Source organism: Maribacter spongiae (genome assembly GCF_047345125.1).
Classification (GTDB): domain Bacteria; phylum Bacteroidota; class Bacteroidia; order Flavobacteriales; family Flavobacteriaceae; genus Maribacter.
Genome location: NZ_JBLFEQ010000003.1, coordinates 281,996 through 307,635, shown reverse-complemented (window position 1 = coordinate 307,635; position 25,640 = coordinate 281,996). Strand labels below are relative to the sequence as shown.

16 protein-coding genes are annotated in these 25,640 nt (G+C 33.5%); 14 read left to right on the top strand and 2 right to left on the bottom strand.

Annotated elements, in window-relative coordinates:
- Positions 1-340: 340 nt before the first annotated feature.
- Positions 341-943 carry an RNA polymerase sigma factor gene (locus ACKWB9_RS06135; protein WP_414002121.1) on the bottom strand — a complete coding sequence of 201 codons (603 nt, stop codon included), beginning with the start codon at positions 941-943 and terminating at the stop codon, positions 341-343.
- A 104-nt stretch (positions 944-1,047) separates the two neighbouring features.
- On the opposite strand from ACKWB9_RS06135, the gene ACKWB9_RS06130 reads away from it, so the two are divergent.
- From ACKWB9_RS06130 to ACKWB9_RS06090, 9 genes are all read left to right on the top strand, one after another.
- Positions 1,048-2,208: a FecR family protein gene (locus tag ACKWB9_RS06130; protein ID WP_414002120.1), complete on the top strand. Its 1,161-nt coding sequence runs from the start codon at positions 1,048-1,050 to the stop codon at positions 2,206-2,208.
- Between the two features lie 144 nt (positions 2,209-2,352).
- Complete coding sequence (locus tag ACKWB9_RS06125) at positions 2,353-5,964, top strand: SusC/RagA family TonB-linked outer membrane protein (protein ID WP_414002119.1); 3,612 nt, start codon at positions 2,353-2,355, stop codon at positions 5,962-5,964.
- A 12-nt stretch (positions 5,965-5,976) separates the two neighbouring features.
- Positions 5,977-7,401, top strand: coding sequence for a RagB/SusD family nutrient uptake outer membrane protein (locus ACKWB9_RS06120; protein ID WP_414002118.1), 1,425 nt, complete (start codon positions 5,977-5,979; stop codon positions 7,399-7,401).
- Positions 7,402-7,628: 227 nt separating this feature from the next.
- The gene (locus ACKWB9_RS06115; protein ID WP_414002117.1) at positions 7,629-8,828 is read left to right on the top strand and encodes a peroxiredoxin family protein; all 1,200 of its coding nucleotides are present in this window, start codon (positions 7,629-7,631) and stop codon (positions 8,826-8,828) included.
- A gap of 19 nt (positions 8,829-8,847) precedes the next feature.
- Positions 8,848-10,050 (top strand): TlpA family protein disulfide reductase, encoded by a 1,203-nt coding sequence (locus ACKWB9_RS06110; RefSeq protein WP_414002116.1) that lies wholly within the window; start codon positions 8,848-8,850, stop codon positions 10,048-10,050.
- Between the two features lie 32 nt (positions 10,051-10,082).
- Positions 10,083-11,558: a TlpA family protein disulfide reductase gene (locus tag ACKWB9_RS06105; protein ID WP_414002115.1), complete on the top strand. Its 1,476-nt coding sequence runs from the start codon at positions 10,083-10,085 to the stop codon at positions 11,556-11,558.
- Positions 11,559-11,579: 21 nt separating this feature from the next.
- Positions 11,580-12,773, top strand: a complete 1,194-nt coding sequence (locus tag ACKWB9_RS06100; RefSeq protein WP_414002114.1) for a redoxin domain-containing protein — start codon at positions 11,580-11,582, stop codon at positions 12,771-12,773.
- A gap of 41 nt (positions 12,774-12,814) precedes the next feature.
- A complete protein-coding gene (locus ACKWB9_RS06095; RefSeq protein ID WP_414002113.1) occupies positions 12,815-14,248 on the top strand; it encodes a TlpA family protein disulfide reductase in 1,434 nt (477 codons plus the stop codon).
- 21 nt (positions 14,249-14,269) lie between these two features.
- The gene (locus ACKWB9_RS06090; RefSeq protein ID WP_414002112.1) at positions 14,270-15,475 is read left to right on the top strand and encodes a redoxin domain-containing protein; all 1,206 of its coding nucleotides are present in this window, start codon (positions 14,270-14,272) and stop codon (positions 15,473-15,475) included.
- Positions 15,476-15,753: 278 nt separating this feature from the next.
- Here the strand turns inward: ACKWB9_RS06090 and ACKWB9_RS06085 are convergent, their stop codons facing one another.
- Positions 15,754-16,344: an RNA polymerase sigma factor gene (locus tag ACKWB9_RS06085; protein ID WP_414002111.1), complete on the bottom strand. Its 591-nt coding sequence runs from the start codon at positions 16,342-16,344 to the stop codon at positions 15,754-15,756.
- 113 nt (positions 16,345-16,457) lie between these two features.
- On the opposite strand from ACKWB9_RS06085, the gene ACKWB9_RS06080 reads away from it, so the two are divergent.
- The 5 genes from ACKWB9_RS06080 to ACKWB9_RS06060 all read left to right on the top strand — a co-directional run bounded on the left by ACKWB9_RS06080 (position 16,458) and on the right by ACKWB9_RS06060 (position 25,522).
- The gene (locus tag ACKWB9_RS06080; RefSeq protein ID WP_414002110.1) at positions 16,458-17,630 is read left to right on the top strand and encodes a FecR family protein; all 1,173 of its coding nucleotides are present in this window, start codon (positions 16,458-16,460) and stop codon (positions 17,628-17,630) included.
- Positions 17,631-17,725: 95 nt separating this feature from the next.
- Complete coding sequence (locus ACKWB9_RS06075; RefSeq protein WP_414002109.1) at positions 17,726-21,475, top strand: SusC/RagA family TonB-linked outer membrane protein; 3,750 nt, start codon at positions 17,726-17,728, stop codon at positions 21,473-21,475.
- Positions 21,476-21,485: 10 nt separating this feature from the next.
- Complete coding sequence (locus ACKWB9_RS06070; RefSeq protein ID WP_414002108.1) at positions 21,486-22,955, top strand: RagB/SusD family nutrient uptake outer membrane protein; 1,470 nt, start codon at positions 21,486-21,488, stop codon at positions 22,953-22,955.
- 30 nt (positions 22,956-22,985) lie between these two features.
- Positions 22,986-23,519 carry a peroxiredoxin family protein gene (locus ACKWB9_RS06065; protein WP_414002107.1) on the top strand — a complete coding sequence of 178 codons (534 nt, stop codon included), beginning with the start codon at positions 22,986-22,988 and terminating at the stop codon, positions 23,517-23,519.
- On the top strand, positions 23,519-25,522 hold the full coding sequence (locus ACKWB9_RS06060; protein WP_414002106.1) for an FG-GAP repeat domain-containing protein: 2,004 nt from the start codon (positions 23,519-23,521) through the stop codon (positions 25,520-25,522). Before ACKWB9_RS06065 ends, ACKWB9_RS06060 begins: the two co-directional genes overlap by 1 nt.
- The last annotated feature ends 118 nt before the right edge of the window (positions 25,523-25,640 follow it).

The window sequence follows — 25,640 nt, the reverse complement described above, 5'->3', positions numbered from 1 at the left end:
TTGCATAAGCTTCCATTGTACTATAAAAGGTTTGTGAAATGTCTATACTGTTCATATACAAAACAGATTAGTTTTAACGCCATTACAGAAATTTACTTAAAATCAAGATAATCATTTTGGGTAAATTATTTGAATTAGCCAGACACCCCCGGTATCGGGGGTGTTATTTTTAGGTTTGTTTTGTAAAATAAAGATGATTTCGATTTATAATGAAAAGAGTTGATGAGCCTGAGCATACTTAAAATCAACAACTTGTCATTATTGTAAAAGTCAACTAATTCGAGGATAGTGTGAAAAGTATGAGCGACGAGAAATCTCGATAAGAGAGAATCCCTCCTTATTATTGTCCCTTTATTTTGAATCTAAATGGGGTCCATGGCGAACTAAATAATAAAAATAAGATTGGCTTTTGGTTTCTTAGTTTTTTATTTAATATTTTAAAGGCACGCGCCATATGACCTTCTATTGTTTTTACGGAAATATTCAAATACTCGGCTATTTCCGCATGGGTAAGCCCTTCTTTTTTATTTAACAAAAAAACCTTCTTGCATTTAGAAGGTAAATTATTGATTTCCTCGTTTACCACTTTTATCAACCGGTCCAAATCCAATTTTTCATTTTCTACAATTGCATCTACGGCTTCTAAATACTTTTTCTCTAGATAGACCACTTTAGCCCGTTTACGGTGTTGATCTATAAATTCATTGTATACCGCTCTATACAGATAATGCCTAACGGAAATATTAAAATTAAGCTTCTTGCGCAAAACCCATATCCTTACCATGACATTTTGAACAATGTCCTCGGCTTTACCCAAATCATTGGTAAGCGTAAGTGCATAGGAACATAATTTCTGATAATAGTTGTCCATTAAAAAATCATAGGCTTTTTCATCCCCAGACTTTAAACGTATTGACAAAAAACTATCATTATTATAATCCATGAATCAAAAAAAATCACGTCTATTTGAAGTAAATATTATCAAATCTAAAAAAAATCATAAAAAAAAAGAGGGGGTGCACTATTTTTTACGTCATTAATTATAAGATGGATGAAAAAGAAACGAAACGAATAGAAAAGATCATAGTCAAATTCCTCAATAAAGAAATAACTGCGGAGGAGTTGACAATACTTGATTTTTGGTTAAGGAACGAACATAATGCACCGTTTTTTAATGAATTTGTAAAAACACATTATATAACTATGGTAAGTATGGATAAATTTGACTTGGAAAAAGCAAAACTATCCGTTAAGGAAAAGCGTAGGGATAATAGAAGGAAGACACTTGTAAGAAAGATATCCCTTTATGCCGCTGCAGCCGTGGCAATAATATTGATTACGCTCCCTATGGTGCCCAAAGAATTGCGCACCGATCCCCAAATTCCAGCGGTCATATTACAGCAGACGATAATACCCGGTACGGATAAGGCGATCCTTACATTGGAAAATGGTCATCAGGTTGTTTTGGGAAAAGGCAAAAAACACAATTTAGCCCATAGAATAAGTACTGGTGAAATATTGATTTATGAGGCTGCTGAAGAACACTCAAATAAGGTTGAATATAATTACCTGACCATTCCACGAGGGGGTGAATATTTTGTGCAACTATCCGATGGTACCAAGGTGTGGTTGAACTCCGAATCGCAATTAAAATATCCAGTGGCATTCGTGGACGACCAGCCCCGGGAAGTGGAACTGTTGTACGGCGAGGCTTATTTTGAGGTATCATCGGCCAGTGAGCATGGTGGGGCCGAGTTTAAGGTCATCACCCAAAACCAGACCGTACAGGTACTGGGTACCCAGTTCAATATAAGGGCCTACAGGGAAGAACCGCAGATCAACACCACTTTAATAGAAGGCAGTGTTTTAGTAAACGCCCCTACCCGTTCAACCCTTTTACAGCCTGGCGAACAGTTGCGTTTCAATATTGAAACCAGTGGAATGGAAGTTTCTGAAGTTGACGTTTATAGCGAAATCTCGTGGAAAGACGGCATATTTAGTTTTAAGGGCAAACCGTTAAAGCAGATTATGAAAACCTTGTCCAGATGGTATGATGTTGATGTGGTTTTTACAAATAAAGAGTTGGAACAGGTAAGATTTAAAGGCGTTTTAAGAAAAAATCAGAACATCAATGAAATTTTATCGGTCATAAAGTCCAATGCAATAAACAATTATGAAATAAATGATAAGACCATTATAATAAAATAACCTTAATCAATATAAATTATATGATATAGAAATAACCAGTAAAAAATAAAGGAACAAAGTCTAACCCGCTAAAGTTATACTGCTTTGTTCCTTTGTAAATGATGTTATCAATTAATAATAAATCAACTAATAACACTCAAATTTATGAAAAATGAACTAGAAAATGTTTTTACCTCACGAGGTAAAAATCAATTTATCAGATACGTAATGAAAGCTTTTATTTTCTTGTGTTGTACGACCGTGTTTAGCTTTACGTCCAATAATGTTCTGTCCCAAAACTCAAAAATTGTCATTGATGCAGATCAGACGTTGACCGTAGATCAGGTTTTTGACCTTATAATGACACAAACCGAGTATAATTTTATATATGAAGAAGGAATTTTTAACAATTTCCCTCTGGTTTATGTAAAAAAAGGAAGAATACGCACGAATAAATTGTTACAGGAAAGTTTGGGCAACGAGAACTTAAATGTCATTGTTACCACGAACAATACAATTTTGATTAGAGAAAAATCAAAAAGAGACAAGGCAATTCAACAAGTGGTTTCAGGAAAGATAGTGGATGAAGCCGGTTTACCGGTTCCGGGGGTTACTGTGCTACTAAAAGGAACCAATTTAGGGGTTGCCTCTGATTTTGATGGTAATTATTCTATTCGGGTTCCCAACCCGGAAAATGTTTTGGTGTTTTCAGCCTTGGGGTTTAAAAATGTTGAGGTAACCGTTAAAAACCAAACCGTAATCAACGTTACCATGGTTGAAGATGCGGCCGAACTGGAGGAGGTTGTATTAACGGGATATCAAAAAATCGCTAAAGAAAGGGCTACCGGAGCTTTTGAAAAAATCGATGATAAGATTTTAGAGCAGAGAATTACAACCAACCTTATTGATCGCCTGGAAGGTTTTGTTCCTGGTCTAACGGTTAATCAAGATAATGAAATTGTAATTAGGGGACAAAGTACTTTATTTGGAAATAGAGCTCCCTTAATCGTTGTTGATGGTTTTCCAATAGAAGGTGATATTTCTACCATTAACCCAACGGATATAAAATCTATTACTGTATTAAAGGATGCTGCCGCCGCTTCTATTTGGGGGTCAAGAGCAGCAAATGGTGTTGTTGTGGTTGTTACCAAACAAGCAGGTAAAAGTAGTGGAACAGAAATAAGTGCCTCTACTTATGTGACTATTGGAGAAAGAGGGGATTTTAAAGACTTGCAGTTAATGAATGCAGAACAAGCTGTTGATATGGAACGTCAATACACTGAATCTTTATCTGCTAATTCTCATAGTTTTGTGCCATTTAGACCATATCAGTCACAGTCTACATACTATGAAGTATTCTTAAGAAATTATTTCTTTAATAACCCCAACCCAGCTTTTCCGGCAAATTTATCATATACAGACGCTCAAGCTAATGATGCTTATGCACAATTAGCCAGCAACGATGGTTACGGACAGATAAATAAATATTTATACCGTAGCCCTGTACAAAAACAATACAATATTTCACTCTCTAGTGGGGGCGAGAAAAATCAATTCTTTGGATCTATTGTATATAATAGTGACGAAGCTTCAGCTGTGGGTAATGATTCTGATAGAGTGATTGTTAATTTAAAAAATGATTTTCAAATAAATAATTGGTTAGCTATGCAATTAGGGGCTAATGTTACTTTTGATAGTAGTACTAACAATGCGCCCTTAGATTTGTCACCTACTAATGCTGTTTCTTTACGTCAAAACAGACCTTACGATAATATTGTTGATGCCAATGGTAATAGAATACAACGTGCTCAGATCGGGTTTTTTGAATTGGCCAATAAAGAGGCTGAAGGTTATTTACCTTATACGACCAATCTGTTAGATGTTTTAGAGAATAATGATAATACATCAACAGGTCTTGCTACCCGATTTAACATCGGTTTTGAGGTGGACATTTTAGATGGACTAAAATTTATCCCACGTTTTCAATACGAACGTAACTTTTCAAAAAACTTAGATCATAGAAAATTATCAAATCCTGAATGGAGAAAAGTAGTAAACGATTTAACAACAATTGAAGCAAACGGTTCACTAAATTATAATGTGCCATTTGGAGATGCCTTGGCAACAACAAAAAGCGATTCAGACTCTTGGACTGCTAGAGCCATGTTTTCTTATGATAAAACCTTTAATGAAGGACTGCATAAAGTGAATGCTATTGCAGGACTTGAAAGAAGAAAAGTATCATTTTTTGGTTCTACTCATACCATTTTAGGTTATGATGAAAATGCGTTAACAAGTGCGTTATATGATTTAGAAGGCTTGGCCACGGCTTCATTAAGAGGTTGGCATAGGCGACTCCTATATAGAGGGCCAAGTTTATTGCCAACTAGATTTGAATCACAAGGAAGGGAAATATCCTATTTTGGTAATATGGCTTATACCTATGCTAATAAATATACGGTATCCGGTAGTGCACGTTTAGACAAAGCCAATGTTTTTGGAGTAACTAAAGATGCTAAAAATAATGTATTATGGTCTGTAGGAGGTAGTTGGAATATTTCTAATGAAGATTTTATTGCCAACCGAAATTGGATCGATAACTTAAAACTAAGAGCTACCTATGGTGTTAATGGTAACAGACCGCCTTTAGGACTTACTTCTTTTTTAACAGGTTCATCAGGGATAAACCCATTTACGCAAATAAATGCTATTAGTTTAACTAATCCTGCAAACCCAAGTTTGAGAGCAGAAAAAGTATTTACAACCAATGTTGGTTTAGATTACGCTTTGTTTAATAATAGAGTACGTGGTTCAATCGACGTTTATAATAGAAAAACAGAAGACGCTATTGGGCCTTTAGATTTAGATCCAACAAATGGTTTTCCTAGAACCTTTGTTAATTATGCTGAATTATCTAATAAGGGAATTGAGTTTGCCGTGAACATTACACCAATACAGTCAGATGATTTTTCTTGGGATTTAGGGGCTGTTTTTAGTTATAATGAAAATGAAGTAACCAGAATGGACATAGCACCATCTACTTTTACTCAAATATTAAATCCTTATGGACGTGATATTAATAGTTTTGGCGGTGGCGGAATTCCTATAGTAGGGCAGCCAGTAGGTAGACTTTATGCATATAGATGGGGAGGCTTGGATAACGAAGGGCAACCGCAAATTATTGATGGGGACGGTAATACGATTGGTTGGAAAGAAGCACAAGCCAGAGGGTTCGATGAGTCGTTGATTGATTTTAAAGGCACTTCTATCGCACCATACTTTGGTAGTCTTTCAAATACCTTTAGATATAAAGATTTCAGTTTAGGAATCATTTTTAATTACAAATTCGGACACAAAATGCGCCATGCAGTTGCACGAAGTAGCAACAGTGTTTATAATGCCCAATTTAGTAATACGCATAGAAGGGTAGCGGATAGATGGAGACAGCCGGGTGATGAAGCCACTACAGACGTACCCGCATTTTTAGGTGCTTTTAATCTAGATATGCTTAGAAACTGGATCTATTATGGTGCTGCTGATATTAACGTGTTAGATGCAGGGTACGTACGCTTAAGTGATGTGAATTTAGATTATGCTTTGCCTACAACTGTAGCAGAGAAAATTGGAATGAAAGGCATAAACGTAAAGTTCCAAGCTAAAAATTTATGGTTGTATACCAAGAATGATGAAGATATTGACCCTGAGGCTAACTTTAATGGTTCATTAAACTTACCTAGAGCAAAATCTTTCATTTTTGGAATCAATGCTAACTTTTAATTAAAAGAAATCATGAAAAAATATATTATATACAGTTTTCTAATAACATTATTGTTCTTTTCTTGTAATGATGACAGTTTTTTAGATGAGACTCCCAAAGGCGTAGTAATACCCGAAACGGTTGAAGATTATGATCTGATGCTTAATAATTTGCAAGATTTAATAGGGAACAATCTCCCATATCTTGACCCTGATAATGGTGCAGCACATGCTGGTATCTCCTTTCTAGGCCAACTTGCTCTAAATGTATTTGAATGGAAGGATTTTTTATATACTCAAGAACAAGATGATGGTGATTGGAACAATGCATATCAATCTATATTTGTTGCTAATGAGATTTTGGCAAATATAGATGATGCCCCAGGTTCGTCTGAAAGTTTGAGAGCTTTTGTAAAAGGAGATGCTTTAACAGAGCGAGCGGCCGTTTATTTTTTATTGGTAAACCTTTATGCTAAGCATTATAATGCTGCCTCTGCTAGCACGGATTTAGGCGTGCCTATTGTCTTAAAAGCAGACGTTTTTCAAGAGCCACAAGCTAGAGCTACAGTACAAGAAGTGTACGACCAAATTATTGCTGATCTTATGGCAGCTAAAGATTTAGTAAGAACTGTTAGACCTAGAGAGGCAAAGCGAGGTTCATTAGCAGCTGTTAATGGTCTATTAGCAAAAGTATACCTATATATGAGTGATTTTGAAAAAGCTCAGTCGTATGCTGATGATTCATTTACAGATCATGGACAGTTAATAAACTTTAATGATTTTACATTACCAGACCCGGCAGATAGCTCTACTTTTCCTGATCACCCTTACGCAGGTATAGAAAATGATGGTGCTTATTTAAACAATGAAGAAATTGTACTTCATAGAAACACAACTCGTTTCATTTTTGGAATTGCGGGTTATTCTGCTGGTTTGGAAGCTCTATATACCGACAAAATAAATGATTTAAGATGGAGACATTATAGTGACGTTTCATTCTTTGGATCTTATTTTGCCTATGGAGGGATTAATAGCTTTGCTCTTAACGGAGATAGACGTTATGACAGGACTATATTAGTATCTACCCCAGAAACTCTATTAATAAGAGCAGAAGCTAAAGCAAGAAATCAAGATAAAGATGGAGCTATTGCAGATTTAAACTTGTTAAGAGCAAAACGTTTTACTACAGGTACAGGTCAATTGGATCCTATGGATTATGCAACCGATGAAGAAGCTTTACAAGAGGTATTGAATGAAAGAAGACGTGAGTTAGCTTTTACAGGTTTAAATTGGTTTGATTTAAAACGATATCATACAGAAGGTAGAACCATACCAACCTTTACAAGAGATGCAGCAGGAACAATTGTTACTTTAGAACCTGGATCTAATAGATATGTAATGGCCATTCCACCAAAAGTGGTATTACTAAACCCTAATTTAGAGCAAAACGACAGATAAATATTAATAAAGAGGATATCAATATCATTATAACATTTGATATCCTCTTTATACTATTGAAAGGGTTTATTGAACATAGAATAAGGTAAAATCCTTATTAATATTACAACTACAATAACTTCTTTAAAAAGTACTTGTTCACCCTTCTTAACATCGTTTATTAAACCTATAGAGTACTTGTTATATGTATGTAGAAGAAAAATCAATATTATTATAAAAATAGAAGATTGAAAAAACATATAGTATTAATACCAACGATTTTAATTCTAGTCTTAGTTTCCTGTAAAAATTCTACTAAAGAAAAAGTTGCTAAAGAAAACAACACCCAATATACCATAACAGGTTCTGGTTGGGAAGCATTTGAAGGAGATGAATTTAGAATAACCATAGCCGATACCGTACCAGGAAATTCCAGACAACTATTTGCACCTATTATTAAAAACGGTTCGTTCACTGTTAAAGGCAATATAGCACATCCACAATATGGCTATTTTGGAATTTACGATCAGAAAGGAGAATGGAAATATTATAAAGGAGACTTTATTTTTGAGGCTGGAAAAATCAACATTGTTTATGACACCTTAATAAAAAGTAATGTTGTTGCCCAAAATACTCATAGAATAGACGGAGGGCATTACAACCAAATTATACTCAACCAAGTTAGAAATAACCCAATACGATTAAAAAAATTAAGAACCTTTAGAGCTTTTGCCGACAAACAAAATAAAGAAACTTATAAAGATACAGCCATAGTAAATCATTTTTTTAAACTTCAAAACGATTACAAAGACTATAATTTAGCCTTATTTGAAGACATTAGGCATAATCATAAAGATCCTTACGCTCGTTTATTGGCAATGTCTCAAGGTCATATAAATGTGGATCCGAGTTTTGAACTCAAAGAATTAGAAAAAGAAATAGGAGCATTTACGCCCGAAATGACCAATATACTTTTTAATTATAATTCAAGAGTTCTTCGAAGTAAAAATAGTAAAACAGTGGGCATTGGTAAGGTCATTAAGGATTTTACCGCCAAAAACTTAAGTGGCGATGATTTTCATTTAGCCAATGTATTGAAGAAGAATAAATACACGTTAATCGAGTTTTGGGCGAGTTGGTGTAGCCCTTGCAGGGCAGAAATACCACATATGAAAAAAGCATATGAACGATTTAACGATAAAGGTTTTGAGATAGTTTCTTTCAGTTTGGACCATAAAAAAGATCGGTGGATTAAAGCTTCAGAAGAAGAAGATTTCCCTTGGGTAAATATAGGTGATTTATTAGCTATGAAAAGTCCGGTTGCAAAAATGTATGGGGTTAGAAGCATTCCAGATAATTATTTAGTAAACTCAGAAGGCATCATTATAGCGGAAGATCTTAGAAAAGAAAAATTAGATAAAAAACTAGAAGAACTTTTCAAGAATTAATTATAAATACAGTTTTAAAATGAAAAGAAATGTACTAATAATGATGGCAGTAATTTTCTTTATTTCCTGTAAAGAAATTAAAAAAAGTGAAGATACTATTGTTCAAAAGGAAGATATAAAATATACGATAACAGGTTCTGGATGGAATGTTTTTGAAGGCGATGTTTTTCAAATAGCAATTCAAGATACGGTACCTGGAGGAACTAAAGTTATTCATGAGCCTATTATCAAAAATGGATCGTTTACCATTACTGGAGATATAAAGCACCCACAATATGCATATTTTGGTCTTTTTGACCAGCAAGGTGAATTTAAGTATTATAAAGGTGATTTTATTTTAGAACATGGTATCATTAAAGCGGTATATGACACCTTAATTGAAAGTTATGATCTTAAATCTAGATCTCATAAAGTAACGGGTAAATACAATGATTTGATACTTAATGATGTTAGATATAAAAAAGAACGTGTTGCTAAATTGAAAGCTTTACGAATAGCACAAAATGAAGCTAGTGAAAAATATAAAATATCTAAAAATACAGACGATACCAAAGCGTATTTTGAGTTAAACGATGCTTTTAACAATTACACCAAAGAACTTTATGAAGACATAAGAAACAATCATAAAGACCCCTATGCCAGAATGTTGGCAATAGCTAAAGGATTACCACTTATTAATCCAGAATTGGAGCTTCAAAAGTTAGAAAAGGAAATAGGGGAGTTGACACCACAAATGACAGCTATTCGTTATGACTATAAAAACCGTATGGAGATTATCAATAATGATAAGACCGTAGGTGTAGGAAAAGCTATTAAAGATTTTACAGCTAAGAATTTATCTGGAGAAGAATTTCATTTAGCAGATGTATTAAAGAAAAACAAATACACTCTAGTAGAATTTTGGGCAAGCTGGTGTGGTCCATGCAGAGCAGAAATACCTCATATGAAAGAGGCATATAAACTGTATAATAAGAAAGGTTTTGAAATTGTCTCCTTTACTTTGGACCACAAAAGAGAATCTTGGGTAAAAGCATCTAAAGAAGAGCAATTACCGTGGATAGACACAGGCGATTTGTTAGCTCGTAAAAGTCCAGTTGTAAAAATGTACGGCGTAAATGGTATTCCTGCAAATTTTTTAGTAGATCAAACAGGAAAAATTATTGCACAAGATTTAAGAGGTAAGAAATTAGATAAAAAACTGGAAGAGTTATTAAAAAATTAAAAATAGATAGTTAAAAAAATAAAATAAGAAAAATGAAAAAATTTTTAATATTCACTTTATTAGGAGCATTGTTAATGTCTTTTAATAATAAAAAAGAAGAAATTAAACATGTTGCTAATATTTCAGCGGAAATAACCCAAAGCAATATAGCTACTTTAAAAGGGAAGTTTTTTAATTATAAGAAAGATAGCACTTATTTTCAGATAAAATTTAATGGCAAAGGTAGAGAAGCATTGGATGTTACTGTAAATGATGATTTTACTTTTGAATTAAATTATGAAATGGAACGCCCAGGGTTTTTTACTATGACCACTGCAAAAGGATCATACGATATCTATTTAGAGCCAGGGAAAACAGTTGAGTTCTCTATGGATCCCAATGTTACAGATCCACCACAATACGCTAAAAGTCCTTTTAATAACTATTATTTGCCTAATAATTCGACATTAAAATTTACTGGCGATTTAGTAAAAGAAAACACCTTTATAAACAAACACAAATCAGTTGAAATTATTGGTTTGGTAGGCTTTCATAAAGTTATGAAAGAAGACAAACTTAATGATGGTGTGCTTTACAAAGAAAAAATCACAAAATTATATAATGAACAATTAGAAATAGTAAACAAGTTCATCAAGAAAAACCCAGATTTACATGATGACTTTGTGTATTTAAAACGAAAACAATTAGAATTACAGAAGGTGTCTTTGTTAAGTTGGTTCGAAATGAGAACAGTATATTATTATAAAGAAGACGCAAAAAACATGCCAGCGGATTATTATGATTTTGAAAAGACTTTTAATTATAATGATGACTTTCTATACAAATCGGAATCTAAATTCCCAGAATTTTTAAGCATCCAATGTGGGGGCAATGATTGGAAAAAATCAGTAACGAAAATAGAATCATTATTTACAAGACAAGATTTTAAAGATAAGTTTTTGGCTAATTTAAAATATCACTTTACAAATCTTGATAAAGAAAAAGAAGCTCCAGAACTTTTAGCAGTACTTAAAGGTAAAATAACGGACAAAGAATTACTTGCAAAAGTAGAAGAAGCCTACGGTAATTCGTTGCTAGTTGCTAAAGGCACCCCAGTAGAAAACTTTACCTATAAAGACGTTAATGATAAAGACGTATCCTTATCGGATTTTAAAGGCAAGTTTGTATATATAGATTTTTGGGCAACTTGGTGTGGTCCTTGTAAGGTTGAGATTCCGCATTTAGAAAAACTTGAAAAAAAATATCACGATAAGGACATTGTGTTTTTAAGTATTTCTTCTGACAAAAGTATTTCAGCTTGGAAAAAAATGGTTGCTGATAAAAACCTTAGTGGCGTGCAGGTTAATATTGGAGAAGACAATTCTTTAATGGATTTTTTAGGCATTCGTGGTATTCCTCGTTTTACTTTACTTGATAAAGAAGGGAAGATAGTAGCTGCCAATGCACCAAGACCGTCACAAGAAAAAGAAATTGCAACACTTTTTGCTATTTCAGGTGTCAATAAATAGAAAAGAATTAAATAACTAAGAATGAAAAAACAAATTTTATTAATTCTAGCGGTTATAGCCCTTTTTTCTTGTAAAAATGAAAAGAAAGACACTCCTAAATCAAAAAATACATCATACACAATAACAGGTTCTGGTTGGGAGAAATATGAAGGAGATTATTTTCATGTTTCTGTAAATGACACAGTACCTGGTGGATCCAAATTAGTTAGTAAACCAATCATTAAAAATGGAAAATTTACTATAAAGGGAAATATAGAGCATCCTGAATATGCTTTATTTGGTATCTATGATAAAGAAGGTGAATGGAAATATTATAAAGGCGATTTTATATTAGAACAAGGAAACATAACTGTAGTTTATGATTCACTTACCCCTAAGTTTAGTGTTAAAGATGTTAGTCATAAAACCAGTGGAAAATACACTAATTTAATACTTAATGATGTACGATATAATAAAACACGTATGGAAAAGTTTGAAAAAGTAAATACCCATACTGAGCAAATGATAGCTAATCGTAAATCTCAAAAAGACACAACTGGTACAGCTATGTATTTTAAGTTAAATGATGATTTACAAGATTATACGATGAGTTTATATGAAGACATAAGAAAAAATCATAAAGATCCTTACGCTAGATTATTGGCTATTTCACGCTCAAGAATTCAGGTAGATCCAAAGAGTGAATTAAAAGCGTTAGAAAAAGAAATAGGAGCTTTAACATCAGAAATGATACATGCACAAGTTCGTTTTGAACAATATTTATCTAACACAAAAAACAAAAAAACGGTAGAAGTAGGAATGGCTATAAAAGATTTTTCTGCCAAAGATTTAAATGGTACAGAATTTCAACTAGCCGATGTTTTAAAGAAAAATAAATACACTTTAGTAGAGTTTTGGGCAAGTTGGTGTAGTCCTTGTAGGGCAGAAATTCCACACTTAAAAAAAATATACAAACGCTTTAATAATAAAGGCTTTGAAATAGTGTCTTTTACATTAGACAGCTCCAAAGACAGTTGGGTTAAAGCATCAAAAGAAGAAGATATGCCTTGGATAAATGTTGGTGACTTGTTAGCCAATAAAAGTCCAGTTGTGCAAATGTATGGGGTTACTGCTATTCCAGATAATTTTTTAGTTGATAGTAATGGAGTAATCGTTGCTAACAAAATTATATCTGAAAAATTGGACAAAAAATTAGAAGAATTATTGGGCGAATAAGCTCAACTTCTTCATTAGAAAAAATGATAAATTCATAAAAAATGAAAAAAAATATATTGCTTATTTTAATAGGAGTAATTGCAATTTCAATAACTACTAAAATTTCAGCTCAAACTAAACCAGCCACTTTAAAAGGACAATTTTTAAATGTAACTAAAGATAGTTTATTATTTCAAATTGTATTTAAAGGAAATAGTTCAAAACCTTTAGATATTACGTTAAATGAAAATAAAGCTTTTGAAATAAAGCAAGAATTAAAACGTCCTGGTTTTTACGTTTTAACCACAATGAAAGGAGCGTATGATTTGTATCTGGAACCAGGAAAAACAACACAATTTTCTATGGATGTAGAAACAACAAATCCAAGTAAAAATGTATTGGGTAATAGTGCTTTTTTAATACCTAACAACCCTACTTTAAAGTTTTCAGGAGATTTAATAAAAGAAAACACGTTTATTAATAAACATAAAACTGAAGAATTGATGGATGCTTACTGTTTTTATCAATTTGTAAGTAAAGATAAATTAAACGATGCTACATTATATAAAGAAAAAGTAACAAAAATTTATAATGAGCAACTTAATGTGTTAAACGAATTCGTTACAAATAATCCAGGGTTGCATAAAGATTTTGTGTATTTAAAACAACAGTTTTTAGAGTTTAAAAAAGTATCAATGTTAAGTTGGTATGAGATGAGAACAGATCATTATTTTAAACAAAAAACAAAAAACATTCCAACAGATTATTACGATTTTAAAGACACTTATGATTATAATAATGAATTCTTATTTGCGTCTAATGATGCTTATACCGAGTTTTTAGCTATTGAATCTCGTGATGCAGATTGGAAAAAAGCAGTTGCTAAGATTGATAAAATGTTTACCAATCAAGAATTTAAAAACAAATTTTTAACCAATTTAAGATTCAATTTTTCTGAAATAGAAAAGCCAGAAGCAAAAGCATTATTTGAAGCATTAAAAACTAAAATAACAAATAAAGAATACCTTAAAAAAGTTGAAGAATCGTATGCTAATTCTCTATTAGTAGCAGAAGGTGCTCCAGTGCCTAATTTTACATATAATGATGTTAATGGTAAAAAAGTATCCTTATCAGATTTTAAAGGAAAATTTGTGTATATAGATTTTTGGGCAACTTGGTGCGCACCTTGTAAAGCAGAAATACCGTTCTTAAAAAAGCTTGAAAAGAAATATCACGATAAAGATATTGTATTCTTAAGTATTTCTTCGGACCAAAGTATTTCTGCTTGGAAAAAAATGGTAGCTAGCGAAAAGTTAGGTGGTGTTCAAGTAAATATTGAAGGTGACAGAACCTTAATGGACTTTTTAAGTATTAGTGGCATTCCTAGATTTACCTTAATTGATAAAGAAGGAAAAATAGTAAGAGCTAGTGCACCAAGACCATCTCAAGAGCGAGAATTGGCAATCCTTTTTGCTATTTCTAGTGTCAATAAATAGAAAAGAATTAAATAACTAAGAATGAAAAAACAAATTTTATTAATTCTAGCGGTTATAGCCCTTTTTTCTTGTAAAAATGAGAAGAAAAATAGTGTAGAAGAAAAAGAAACCATAAAAGATATAACATATACGATAACTGCTTCTGGTTGGGATAAATATAATGGCGATCATTTTAGAATTTCGGTAAAAGACACTACGCCTTCTAGAATTAAGTTGGTTCATGACCCTATTATTAAAAATGGAGGCTTCACTGTTCAAGGTAAAATTGAACATCCGGAATACGCGTATTTTGGTATTTACGATAAAGAAGGAGAATGGAAGTATTATAAAGGTGACTTTATATTAGAACATGGTGAAATTACTGTAGATTATGATTCACTTGCGCCTAATTTTAACTTTAAACCCAAAAGCCATAAAACGAGCGGAAAATATACAGACATCGTTCTTAACGATATAAGGTATGATGTGACACGTATAGAAAAGTTTAATACCCTTAAAGCATATGCGGATCAGATGGCGGCCAATCGTAAATCACCTAAAGATACCACAGGTACAGGTGCTTTTTTTAAGTTAAATAATGATTTAAACCGATATACTCAAGGTTTATATGACGATTTAAGAGCAAACCATAAAGATCCTTATGCAAGATTATTGGCTATAGCGCATTCAAGAGTTCAAGTGGATCCAGAGAGTGAATTAAAAGCCCTGGAAAAAGAGATTGGAGCCCTAACACCAGAAATGACAAACGTTAGAGATCTTTATAAAAGTTTTGTAACGATGAATAAGAATAAAAAGACGGTTGGCGTTGGTATGGCAATAAAAGATTTTTCTGCTAAAAATTTAAATGGGGAAGAATTTAGGTTAGCGGATGTACTGAAAAAAAACAAATATACCTTGGTAGAATTTTGGGCATCTTGGTGTAGCCCATGTAGAGCGGAAATTCCACATCTTAAGAAGACCTACAAAAAATTTAACAATAAAGGATTTGAGATAGTATCGTTTACATTGGACGATAGTAAAGATCGTTGGGCCAAGGCTTCTAAAGAAGAAAATATGCCCTGGATAGATGTAGGCGATCTATTGGCACATAAAAGCCCTGTTACTAAAATGTATGGGGTGAGCAGTATTCCAGATAATTATCTAGTAGACGGTAATGGTGTTATTGTAGCTAACAAAATGAGACATGAAGAGTTAAATAAAAAGCTAGAAGAGTTGTTAGATAGATAAAATGTACAATGTGTACTATAAAAAACCGTATTGAAAATGAGGTTTTTGAGAATTAAAAAAATAGCTCTCAAAACAATATAGTTTTTAAACAATACTTTGTTCTGTTTAAGAACATTGGGTAGATTATTTGAATTAGCTAAGCACCCCTGGAAATCCTGGGGTGTTTTTTCTATCGACTCCCTCTTAACATTAATAACGGCTTTTTGTATTTAGAACATTATATTTTTGCAATGTTTACAAAGCAACCTGAACTATTTTAAAAATTGGAACAAAAGAAATTAAACTTTTTTCATGTTGTTAAATATTAATAATAATAACTGTTTTAGCTTAGAACCGATCTGTTTTCTAAGTAAATTATAGGCTTTGGTAAGATGGCCCTCTACAGTTTTAATGGATATATTCAAGTGTTCGGCAATTTCAATATTTGTAAGCCCTTCTTTTTTGCTCAATAAAAAAGTTTCTTTGCATTTTTTAGGTAACTTACTAATACCTTCGGCAACTAAATTCATTTTATGATTTAATAATTTAGCATTACTATCATCGAGTGTTTGATCAAGGGTATCTATATAAATGCGTTCTAAAGAAGATAAAGCTCTATTTTTATGGTATTGGTTAATAAATTTATAATAGGTTGCCTTATGCATATAACTTTTTAGGGAAATAGTATTTTTTAATTTCTTCCTATCCTTCCATATGTCTAGATATACATTTTGTACAACATCTTGGGCCTTGCTATAATCATTGGTCAGGCTGGTCGCATAACTAAGAAGCATTTTATGATGCGTTTTAATAAGGTGTATATACGCATTTTCATCTCCATTTCTAAGATGAACGATTAAATCATTAGTGCTTTCAAATTCTGATGACATAACGCAGAAAAACTAAATCTAAGCAAATATCACTGCCAAATATAAAAAAAGAAAAAAAAAGCAAGGGTATTCGATTTCGGCTTGGTTATAGGTAAAACCACACTAAATAGAATATGGCAAAAAATATAGAAAAATTGCTAGTGAAATTCTTCACGGATTCAGCTACTCCGGCAGATCTGGAAATCTTAACAGAATGGGTAAAAGACCCTAAGAATAGAGTGTTGTTCCAAAATTTTGTTGAGACACATGTGGCAATAAATTATAACATTAATGCTGCTAAAGCTCAGAATGCCGTAGAGGATTTTCTAAAAATAATTAGAAAAGAGAAGACCTTGGTCTATAGAATAAAACGGAACCCGATATACAAACTGGCTATTGCTGCATCAGTATTGATAATTGTGACACTCTCATTGTTTTTAAATAGTGTAAATGATAGTGAGTCCCAAATTATAGCTCCTGTTATCGTAAACAATCAAATTGAATCGGGTACTGATAAGGCGACATTGACTTTAGAAGATGGTTCACAAATTATATTAGAAAAAGGAACCTCATTTCAAACTCAAAATATTGATAGTGATGGCGAGCAACTTGTGTATGAGGCCGATGTTGATAATGAAGAAGATGTAGAACTGGTGTATAATTACCTGACAATTCCGAGAGGGGGTCAATTTTCTATTAATTTATCGGATGGCACCAAGGTTTGGCTTAATTCAGAAACCCAATTGAAATACCCCAAAACTTTTATTGAAGGTCAAACACGGCAAGTAGAATTGCTTTATGGGGAAATTTACCTTTCAGTTTCGCCTAGTTCGGCACACAATGGGGACAAGTTTAAGGTAAAGACTAAATTTCAGGAGGTAGAAGTTTTAGGAACTGAGTTTAATATTAAGGCCTACCAAGATGAGCATCATGTATATACAACTTTGGTTGAAGGAAAAGTTTCGGTATCTAATGCCCATGATAAAATGCTCTTAAACCCTAGTGAACAATCTATTGTTGGTACAGATAAAGGTTTTCAAAAACGAAATGATATTAATGTGCATGATATAATATCATGGAGAAAAGGTGTTTTTAGTTTTAATGGAAAGCCTTTAAAAGAAATTATGAAGGTGCTTTCTAGATGGTATGATATGGATGTGATTTTCGAAAATGAAGATATAAAGAATACCAAGTTTATAGGGGTATTGGGAAAAGAACAAGAAATTGAAGACATACTAAATAGTATTTTAGGATCGGGCTTTATCAATTCTTACCAAATAAAAGATAAAACCGTACGATTAAAATAAAAAATAAGCCAAAATATTTGGCTCTAGACATCTTGCCCTTTTTTGAAATATAACTAACTAAAAATAATGTTTAACCAACTAACTCTAACAAATTTATGGGAATTAAATTTACGAACACCCCTGCTGCCGGTAAGAATAGATTATCGTTTTTTGCCATGAAATCTATACTGCTTTTTTTCTGTTCATTGGCCTTCGGGACTACCACAAAGATGAGTTTTTCTCAAAATCCTGAAGTAATAATCGAAAGCGATTTGGTTTTATCGGTCGATGAAGTCTTTGATTTAATTAAATCACAAACCGATTACAGATTTATTTATCAAGAAGCTCTTTTTAAAGATTTTCCCAAGGTGCATCTTAAAAAAGGAAAAATCAAAGTTGAAAAACTGTTAAAGAATAGTCTGTTGTCGAAAGGCTACAATTATTCTATTGATAAAAATATAATTACTATAAAATCGAACAAACCAACAATTGACAAACAAGACACATTTACAATAACCGGAACGGTTGTAGACGAGTTTGAATCACCGTTTATAGGTGCTACGGTTTATACGTCAACAAAAGCTTATCAAGATAGTCATGCCAGTTCTTTAATTAATGGTACACAAACAGATTTTGATGGAAAATTTGAAATAAAGGCAGAAGAAGGACAATACCTTATTGTGACTTTTATCGGGTATAAACCTTTTAGTCAAATTATTGTTCCAGATCAGACAATCTATAATGTAGTTTTAATAGAAGCTCAAAATCAATTAGAAGAAGTTGTAATTACAGGTATAACAAAAACACAAAAAATACAATCTGCTGCTGCTGCAAACAAAATAGATGTTAAAGCAGTTAATAGGCAGATTACTGTAAATTTAGATGAAAAACTACAAGGTCTGTCCCCTGGTTTAATTTTAAATAGTGTGACCCCTCCAGGTGGTCAAGAACGTATTGAACTTCAATTACGGGGGCAAAGTACTTTTGCTTCATCAAGTACAGATCAACCGATAAGTTCGGATATTGAATTGTTAAATAAGCAACCACTTATTGTTTTAGACGGTTTTCCTTATGAAGGACCTTTTAATGATATTGACCCACAAACCATTGAAGACATTCAAGTTTTAAAAGATGCTGCAGCAACTGCTATTTGGGGCATTAAAGCATCTAATGGAGTTTTGGTAATTACGACTAAAAGAGGAAAAACAGGAGAAGTCAATGTGTCATTTAACACCAGCCTTTCTGCGGGGTCAAAAATTGATTTACATAAATATAAGGCTGCTTCCAGTAATACTTCTTTAGATATTTTTAATAATAGTTTAAGGTTAGATCCTTTTTTCTCTAATTTGTTTACAACCGGGGTTCCACTTAATGCTACAGATCCATCGTTGGCCTCTTTGTACCGTCCTATAAATGCATATGAAAAAGTATGGGTTGATTTTAATGCGGGGCTTATTTCCGAAGCAGAGCGCGACCGACAATTAGAAGCATTTAGAGGAGTGGACAATTTTTCTCAATTTGAAGATAACTTTTTACGGGGAGGATTAATTTTTCAAAATTCTTTAAATGTCAATGGCGGTTCAGGCATAGCAAAATTTAGTCTAACAGCCACACATACTGATGAAAAACGCCCTAATATCGGAGATGAGTTTGAACGTTTAAACTTGTCATTGACTTCTGACTTTAAGCTAAGTCAAAAGTTATCGGCCGTGGCCGATGTGTCTTATGCTACTTCAGAACAAAACGATAATGGCATAGGAGTAGCAAGAACCTATACCAGTAATGCAGCTGCTGGCGACCCGCTTTTATTTAGGTTTTTAAACTTAGAAAACGCTGATGGCTCTCCGGCTACGGTATATAATGTACATCCTTTAGTTAGAGATCAATTTTTGAACCGTGGTTTTGAGTCTAGGGCCTATAGCCCTATTACCGACCGTAACCTTATAGATGATTCTGCTAAAACCACAAACTTACGTTTGGCGGCCGGGCTTACCTACAAACCGTTTACTTGGTTAAGTGCCAATGTAAAATACCAGCACAATATTATTGAAACTACCCTACGCAAATATTTGGATCCCAGATCAAATATCATGAGATTTTTAAATAATAGATATATTACTGGGTTTGATACAGGAGCGGGAGTTGCAAGAGCGGTACCTTATGGAGGAGAATTACAGGTACAAAAAACGCAACGTACAAATAAAAATTTAAGAGGAACATTAGAATTTAATGAAACCCTGGGAGCGATACATTCTGTAACAGTTTTGGTAGGTGCAGAGTTTAATGAAAGTGCAGACAACCAACTGCGTTTTCGCCGTTTGGGTTATAACGACGCATCAGGAACTTCAGCATCATTATTATCATTACAAGGCACTACAGATAACCGAGGAAATTTAATCGGCAGCCAATTAGGTGGAACACTGACCTTTGGAGATGCGTTTAGGCCTGATGAAATTTTTAGGACGGTATCTAGCTTTGCAAACACCGTATATAGTTTTGACAATAAATACAATCTTAATGCATCCTTAAAGTTAGATCAAGCATCGGCATTTGGAATCAACCAACGTTTAAGCAAGAATAAATTATGGTCTGTAGGTGCATCATGGAATATTGATAGAGAATCGTTTTTTAATGTAAGTTTTATCGATCAGCTAAAATTAAGGGCATCATACGGTATTAACGGTAATTTCAGAAGACGATTATTTACAAAAACCACAATAGGTATCAGTAGAAACCCAGACTTTATCAATGGAGGCCCAAGCGCAAACATTACGGATCCCGGTAATAAAAATTTAACCTTGGAGAAAACAGCAAATACCAATATAGGGTTAGACTTTGGTTTGTTTGGAGATCGATTGAGGGGAACCGTAGATGTTTACAATAGAGAATCCGATGATTTAATTGCATTAACCAATATAAACCCGACTACTGGATTTTCTAGCCTTTCAACCAATACAGGTGTTATTAATAATAAAGGAATTGAGGTTTCACTTGGTACAGAGCTAGTAAGAGCTTCTGATTTTTCATGGAATATTAATCTTAATTACTCTTATAATAAAAGCAGGGTAAAAAAATTTAATTTAACAGCTCCCTCAGACATATTTAATTATGTTGGATTTGTAAATGACGGAAGTTTTGAATTAGTAGGAGAGGACATAAGTACCAGAGTTCGGTTTCCATGGGCCGGTTTAGATAACGAAGGAAACCCACAAGTATTTAATAGAAACGGAGATAGAGTTGGCTATGTAGATTACAATACACTAACCACAGATGATTTAGTAGCGACCAAGCCCTTTGTTGCACCACATTTCGGTGGATTCACAAATTCTATATCTTACAAAAATTTCACTTTGTCTGCGTTAGCAACGTATAAGTTTGGTCATGTATTTGAAGAAGATAAAACATCAAAATATGCATACCCTATAGACGAGCTTAAATTTGGATTTCATAAAGATGTAGAAAGAGCATGGAAAAATCCTGGAGACGAAGCTTTTACGGACATCCCCGCACTACCTAGAACGGTTGACGATTTTTTTACTCCCGGTGAAACAAATTTCAACAGATTTGAAATTTTCAACAACTCAAACTTTGCAATACATGATGCGGCACATGTACGTCTACAAGATATAACCTTAGCATATAATTTTAATGAAAACGTATTGGAAAGGCTGAATATTTCGGCTTTAAAAATGCAATTCCAAGTAAGGGATCTAGGCGTTATATGGTCTGCCAATAAAAAGAATATAGACCCGGAATCTGTTCCATTTTCTAACGATGCGAATTTATTTTCAGCATTTCCTAGAGCATTTAGGCCCGGTGTGAAAATACCACCAACCTATGTCTTATCATTTTCAGTTAACTTTTAAATAAAACGAAATGAAAAATATTAAACAATATATAGCCTTATTAATAATCACCATCATTTTTAATGCTTGTGATGATTTTGTAGATGTTGACCCTAGAGGTGTTCAGGTAGCGGAAACTCTGGATGATGTCGATTTATTGCTCAATGCCACCGTAGAACTTTCAGATGCAGCATCTGGGTTTTCAAATGCTATTCCAGCTATAATCAACGATAATATCGTTGTAGATGAATCTACGGTAAATGCGTTTATTACCCAAACAACAGAAGAATCACAATACGGGCAAATGTATAAGTTGAGCGAGCAGTTTTATATCAATGGAAAAAGAGATGAAACATGGGCTAGATCTTATGCTGTTATAGGAAGTGCTAACCATATCTTAAGTATTTTAGAAAAAATAGAACCTGAAACCGAGAGAGAAATTTCGATTAAAAATAGATTTACGGCAGAAGCCCTAACACATAGGGCATTCAGCTATTTTTGGCTAGTAAACATTTATGGGCAACACTATGGATTAACAGGTGCAAGTGAGGCAAATTCTGGTGTGCCTATAATAAGTGAGTTTGGTGACTTTGATTCGCCCACTCCAAGAGCTACTGTGAATGAAGTATATGACTTTATTTTAAATGATTTAACAACGGCATTGCCTCTAGCAACTACCTCTATAGATTTTACACATAGAGTTTCAAGATTGGGCGTACAAGCGCTTTTGGCAAAAGTGTATTTGCATATGGGTAGGTATGATGAAGCTTTAACGGCCACAGAAGATGCTTTAAGCCTTAACGATGTTTTATTGGATTATAACGACGAAACATACTGTGCGCTTGATTTTGATGGAAACTGTGAATTGGATTTTGATGGTTTACCTCTTCAAATACAGTTACCTATAGAAATAGAAAATCCAGAATTTGCTTTATTTAAAGATGGTCTTCCAATAGTTGCTTTCACCAACAGTTTTGTTTTTTTAACAATGGCAAGCCTCTCTGATGACCTATTGGATTTATACGATTTTGATTTTGATTTGCGTTTCAGAACTTTTTCTGAAGATTATGAAACAGGAAATACTGTTTTTGGAAATGAAGAAAATATTTTCTTTTTAAGAAGTAATGATGGTGTTACAGTACCTGAACTTATGTTAATTCAAGCAGAGTGTTTAGCTAGAGATAATCAGTATGGCACGGCTATTGACATTGTTAATGCATTGCGTGCAACACGTTTTGCAACAGGGTCGGACTATGAGCTTTTTGCAGCAGATGGTGACGAAGCATTAGTTCATATTAAAGAAGAACGCCGCAGGGAATTTCATGTAAATAGCAAACGCTTTTTTGAGATTAAGCGTTATAACGCGCAAGATAATGATGGTATCGAAATAACAAGAGGTTCGGTAACATTGGCTCCTAATAGTATAAACTGGGCAATGCCTATCGGTCAAAATGTAATCGACTTTTCACAAGGTTCCGTTGTTCAAAATCCAAGAGAATAATAAAAAGTATTAACTTTTTAAACATAAAAAATGACATTAAAAGCATATCTAAAAAATACGGCATTTTTTGTACTATTAGTAGGATTGATGTCCTTTGCCCCTACATCTACAACCCCCATGTCTAAAGATCATGGTGGTATCAAAGTAGGTCAGTACGCTCCTGATTTTAAATTAGAAGGCGCCGATGGAAAATCATACCAATTATCAGACTTTAGAGGAAAAGTAGTCGTATTGGATTTTTGGGCAATGTGGTGCGGGCCATGTAAAAAGAAAATGCCCAAAATTCAAAAACTACATGAAATGTATAAATCTCAGGATGTTGAGGTTTTAGGTGTGCTTGCAATGAACAATGGCGCTGAAGAAAAAGCAAAAACATATTTTGCTGAGAACAACTATAACTTTAAACTGCTTTATGGCGATAATAAGTTAACACACGATTATGAGCTTAAATTTTTACCTACGGTTGTGGTCTTAGATAAAAAAGGAAAAATTATTTACCTAACCACTAAGCCTAATCCCAATGAATTTGAAGATATAAAAGCATTAATAAAAAAACATAAATAATGAAAAAGATATTATGCACAATCTTAGGGCTGACCACAGCACTAAGCGGTTTTGCCCAAAACCCGGAAGAAGATAAAATTAGGGCGACCAATATGCCTAAGTTCAAGGCTTTAAAAATTGCAAATATACCTGGTGCAGTTCAATTATCACAACCACAATGGATTACAGGTTCGGAGCAAGATGTTCGTGTAGAAAAACATGGGCTTATTTACCCAGCTATGTTTGATTGGGACAAAGACGGCAAAGAAGATTTACTGTTAGGGGAATTTGAAACCAGCGATACCCTGAGCAACATAAAAGTATACTTAAACAAAGGCACAAAAGCACTACCAAAATACACAGGAAAATATTTTTATGCGAAAGATGTAAACGGTAATCGTATAGCCAACAGTCAATGGTGTTGCATAGGTATTCATCCTCGATTTGTAGATATTACCGGTGATGGGTATTTAGATATTTTATCAGGACAGTATAATCCAGGAATTGTTTCGTTATGGAGAGGATCTAAAGATGGTTTTTTACCGCGCGAAATTGTTGAACAGGAAGGTTGGCAAGAGGATGAAGAGCAACACCCATTAGTCATAGAAAAAAGACACGGTACTAAAAGAGGGTCGGCACCGTGGGAGCCGGATCATCTAATGTATTGGAATTATACAACAACCGATTTTGCCGATTTTAATGGCGATGGACTTCTCGATCTTTTTGTAGGTAGCTCATCAGGTATACGTGTGGCATTAAATACAGGCACTAAAGACACGCCTAAATTTGGAATCCGCAAAGATCTATATCATGTTAATGGTGATATTTTATATGTAAAAAAGCCTTCTAAAAAAGAAATTGAAGCCGATAGATCTAACGGGATTTATCCGAATTTGGCAGGAGCAAGTAAAGCTTATATTAAACCTATAGATTGGGATAATGATGGCGTATTGGACTTATTGATAACTACGGCTTATTACAAAAATTATCACCACGGGGTATATTTCTATAAAGGAATACAGACCGATAAAGGATTACGATTTAATAAATACGTTCCTTTATTTGAAGCCAAAGACGACTCTAAATCATTACCCGGCACACAACCTATGTTAACAGTTACTGACTACAATAATGATGGTTTTAACGACTTGGTAATTGGCACCTCTATTCCGACAACTAACGGTTTTGAGGTAGATGATAAAATGACATGGAACTGGATAGAAGATACAGGTATTGAAATGCCAGGAAAAGATGCAGGAAGACAAATAGAATATTCTGGAGGACTAGAAGTTGTCAAAAAAGAAATTGAAGAAGACCCCAGTAAAACCGCAATGTATTTAGGGCAACAAAAAGATCTTAAATATTTAACGCTTAGACATAGAGGTTATGTTTTTGTAATGTATGGAAGCAAACCAAAAACTAAAGCTAAAAAAGCTAAAACCGAAATTGCTGGAGAAGGGTTTATTCCAGAAAGAATATCAGTTGACAATAAAGTAACCAATACTTTTGATCATGTTTCTTTTGAAATTTTAACTCCAAAAAGAATCGGATACCATACAGTTCATGAAGCCGTGGTCAATATAACATTTGAAGATGGCTGGCATGGTTATGTAGATAACGAAGCTAACAAAAAGGATAGTTTTATACCTACAATGGCCAATATTAACTTGCCGTACTGGTTGGAGCCCGTAGGAGAACTTCAAATGCCAAAAAAATCTAAAAAAGCTGGTGCAGAGGTTTATAAAAACACCATTTCTTTTGTTCAAAAGTTTAAAATGAGACTATTAGAACCAGAAAATGTTAAAGAACCAGAAGAATTGGACTGGGATAAGGCAACAAAAGAAGAGACGGACGAATACGACAGAAAATATGCTATTTATGAAGAAGCTGTAATGAAACTTCCACAGCCAACAAAAGAATTTAAAATAGAATATAAGGTAGTATGGCAAACTTGCGATGATAACATGTGTTTGCCCCCAAAAACCGTTGAAGAAAGTGCAACTGTAAAGAACGCCTACTTTTAATCGAAAAGAAAAATTCTAAGCTAGATGTTACTAGGTTTTTGTTAAAGCTATTATATAGAATTCTAATAAGTTAATTCAGGTTTTAACTTATAGATTAAACCAAATAAGTACAATACCT